At 43.4% G+C, this 3,132-nt stretch carries 3 protein-coding genes and 2 pseudogenes; 1 reads left to right on the forward strand and 4 read right to left on the reverse strand.

All coding sequences use genetic code 11. The features are described 5' to 3' along the window. Positions 1–79 (forward strand): annotated as a pseudogene (locus IQ229_RS20630) (glycoside hydrolase 100 family protein); the annotation flags it as partial. Positions 80–292: 213 nt separating this feature from the next. Here the strand turns inward: IQ229_RS20630 and IQ229_RS20635 are convergent. The 4 genes and pseudogenes from IQ229_RS20635 to pstC all read right to left on the reverse strand — a co-directional run. Continuing rightward, positions 293–427: pseudogene (locus IQ229_RS20635) on the reverse strand (IS4 family transposase); the annotation flags it as partial. Between the two features lie 110 nt (positions 428–537). Beyond that, positions 538–1,314, reverse strand: a complete 777-nt coding sequence (locus tag IQ229_RS20640; protein WP_228013608.1) for a phosphate ABC transporter ATP-binding protein — start codon at positions 1,312–1,314, stop codon at positions 538–540. A gap of 27 nt (positions 1,315–1,341) precedes the next feature. Then, complete coding sequence (gene pstA / locus IQ229_RS20645; protein WP_194046930.1) at positions 1,342–2,214, reverse strand: phosphate ABC transporter permease PstA; 873 nt, start codon at positions 2,212–2,214, stop codon at positions 1,342–1,344. Further along, a complete protein-coding gene (pstC, locus tag IQ229_RS20650) occupies positions 2,202–3,080 on the reverse strand; it encodes a phosphate ABC transporter permease subunit PstC (protein WP_194046931.1) in 879 nt (292 codons plus the stop codon). The genes pstA and pstC overlap by 13 nt, the downstream gene beginning before the upstream one ends. Positions 3,081–3,132 lie beyond the last annotated feature (52 nt).

A 3,132-nucleotide genomic window follows, 5' to 3' on the forward strand; every position in this document is an offset into this window, starting at 1 on the left:
CGGTTATTTAGCAGGTAATCTTGGCCCTGGACGCATGGAGTTTCGTTTCTTTGCTTTGAGAAATCTTATGGCAATTGTCATTCATAAAATCTTCCAAACCCCAAAACTGCTTGGCATCTCGAAAATTAAACTCGATTTGGAAACGGAGTTTGTAATAGTCGATTATGTTCCAATACAGTTCAGTTAAGCATTTTTTCTCTTCTCTCTGTTTCCTCTGCGCCTCTGCGGTTCGTTAAAAAAGTTGACTTTGACAAAGAGTTTTAGCCTTAACTGAACCGTATTGGATTATGTTCTCAAATGATAATTCCAGGTCACTTGAGAATAGAATTACATAGCTACGAGCATTAGTCTTAAGATTGGTTTTGACCAAAATCACTACATTTAGAGGCTGGGCAAATTCTTTGTAAAGAAGAGTGGCTTGATAAAGCGCCCTCTCTTCATACTCTTTTTTTTGCTAAGGTATTGTCAGCTGGTACTTTGGAAGGTTCGCCGTGCTTGCAACGGTATCACCAGTGAGCTTTCTTACCAGTTATGGATTTAACCCCTGGCACCAGTTACATAAGCAACTGTTAAAGGATGTTGAGGATAATTAAAAACCTGCTCTACAGTACCTGATTCAATTAGTTGTCCAATGCCGTCTTGTACCCAAAATAAAGCAACTCGATCTGCAATTCTCTTGGCTTGAGCCAGATTGTGAGTAACAATTAACACAGTATAGCGCTGGCGCAAACTGATAATTAAATCTTCAACAACGTTGCTGGAAATAGGGTCGAGGGCGCTACAAGGTTCATCCAGTAGTAAGACTTCTGGCTGCAAAGCCAAGGCTCTAGCTATACACAAACGTTGCTGCTGCCCACCAGAAAGAGCTAAAGCTGAAGATTGCAGGCGGTCTTTTACTTCATCCCATAGCCCTAGATCTTGGAGGCTGGTTTCGATAATTGTATCAATTTGGTGGCGATCGCGGATACCATGCTCTCGCAAAGGTAATTCCAAATTCTGCCATATTGAGAAAGGAAAAGGATTGGGTTTTTGAAAAATCATGCCGACTTGACGCCGTAAGGCAATGACATTGATTTTGGAATTTACCACTTCTAGACTACCAATGCGGATTTTTCCCTGAACTCGACACTTGGGAATCATATCGCTGAGGCGGTTGAGACAACTGAGCAAGCTAGTTTTTCCACAACCAGAAGGCCCAACCAAAGCCAAAATTTCTCCGGCATTGACAGCCAAATTGACATTAGCAAGGGCAGTTTTTTGTGCGTATTGCAGAGTTAAGTTCTCAATTTGAATCAACGGTTCAGTAACTGCCAAAATGTCCTCCTCTATATCCACCAGTCCTCATCCAGAAATAACTCTGCTGTGTAACCAACGTTTTGCAATCCACGCTGCTGTGCCATTAATCAACAACAGTAGTAATAGCAAAACCGATGCACTAGCATAAGCACTGTTATCTCCTCCTGAAATGTTCATTGATAAATCAAAAATATGAACCGAAAGGGTACGCCCGGAATCGAGGAGTGATTCTGGCATTCGGTCTACGTAACCGCTAGTAAAAATTAAAGCCGCAGTTTCCGCAATAGCCCGGCCAACACCAAGCACAAATCCTACAACTAAACCAGGAACAGCAGCAGGTAACAATATCTGAAATATTGTGGTTGTGCGCGAAAAGCCAAGAGCGGCGGCTCCTAATCTGTACTCATTAGGAACCGCTAAAAAACCTTCCTCTGTAGAGCGAATCAAGATTGGTAGCACCATACACGCCAGCGTAAGTCCACCTGAAAGAATGGAAAACCCCAGCCCTAAAACTTTGCAAAACAAGACGTTGCCAAACAACCCGAAGACAATCGAAGGTACACCAGCAAGTACATCTAGACTGCGGCGCACTAATCTAGCGAACCAACTATCGCTAGGAGTAAATTCTGCTAGTAAAACTGCTGTACCAACACCAACGGGCAGGCAAACCGTCATACATACACCAATAACTAAAATGGTGGAAACGAGAATACTGGAAATTCCACCTTCTCTACCCGCATTTTCTGGTTCACTAATCAGAAATTCCCAAGATAAATTTCCCATACCGTGCCAGAGGATATCGCTGACTATCCATAAAAAGATGGCGGTAACGAGGGCGGCTGTTGCCCAAACTAAGCTTGTTGCTAGCCACTCTCTAAGAGCGATACGATTGTCTTTGCTTTGTTTTATCTCTGCCATTTGCCTTGACTGATAACTTCAGCGATCGCCACTAAGACCACAATCATTCCCATCAATATCAAACCACTGACAAAGAGCGCACTACGGTGATCTCCTGTGGCATACGCCATTTCTAAAGCAATATTGGCCGTGAGTGTGCGGATGGGATCAAATAAGCCTTTTGGGGTCTGTACCACATTGCCGCATACCATCAAAATTGCCATTGTTTCACCAATGGCACGACCTGTCCCTAAAATTAAGCCTGTAAATAACCCTGATTTGGCTGATGCAAAAACTACTGTGCAGATTGTTGTCCAACGTGATAACCCTAATGCAGCAGCACCTTGAATGTAAGAGGTGGGAACTTTTTCTAGGCTAGCATCGGCTACAAGGGCGACTGTTGGCAGAATCATCACCGCCAAAATTGCTATTCCTGCTAAGAGGCTTGGCCCTGGTGGATGAATTTTTCCAATCAGAGGAACTAGCACAACTAATCCCCAAAAGCCATACACTACAGAAGGTATCCCCGCTAATAATTCAATGAGGCGGCGATAGAGTTGAGCTACCATTGGCGGGGCATAGAATTGGCAAAAGACAGCAGATAAAATGCCTATAGGTGTAGCAATTATCACTGCACCAGCCATTGCCAAGAAAGTACCCAGTAACATGGGTGAGAGATTATATAAACCTGCTGTAGGGTTCCAAGAGGAGTCGTTAAAAAAGCGGGATAGTGGTATACGACTGAAGATTGGTAAGGATTCGGAAAGTAGAAAAACAACAATTAAAAGTGCGATCGCTCCGGCGATTGTTGCCAAACCTCGTAGTATCCAAATTAACCAAATATCATTGGGCGATGGAGACAAAGTTCTGCTTTTTAACAATGTCACTTACCTGCTGCGATTGTGCAAAGTTAATAAATTCTTTCGCCAGTCCTTGGGG

Origin of the sequence: Nostoc cf. edaphicum LEGE 07299 (genome assembly GCF_015207245.1) — a bacterium.
Lineage (GTDB): Bacteria > Cyanobacteriota > Cyanobacteriia > Cyanobacteriales > Nostocaceae > Nostoc > Nostoc edaphicum_B.

Bases quoted from the DNA above. Each gene is read 5' to 3' on its own strand.
- pstA (WP_194046930.1), bottom strand. From the start codon at position 2,214: ATGGCAGAGATAAAACAAAGCAAAGACAATCGTATCGCTCTTAGAGAG.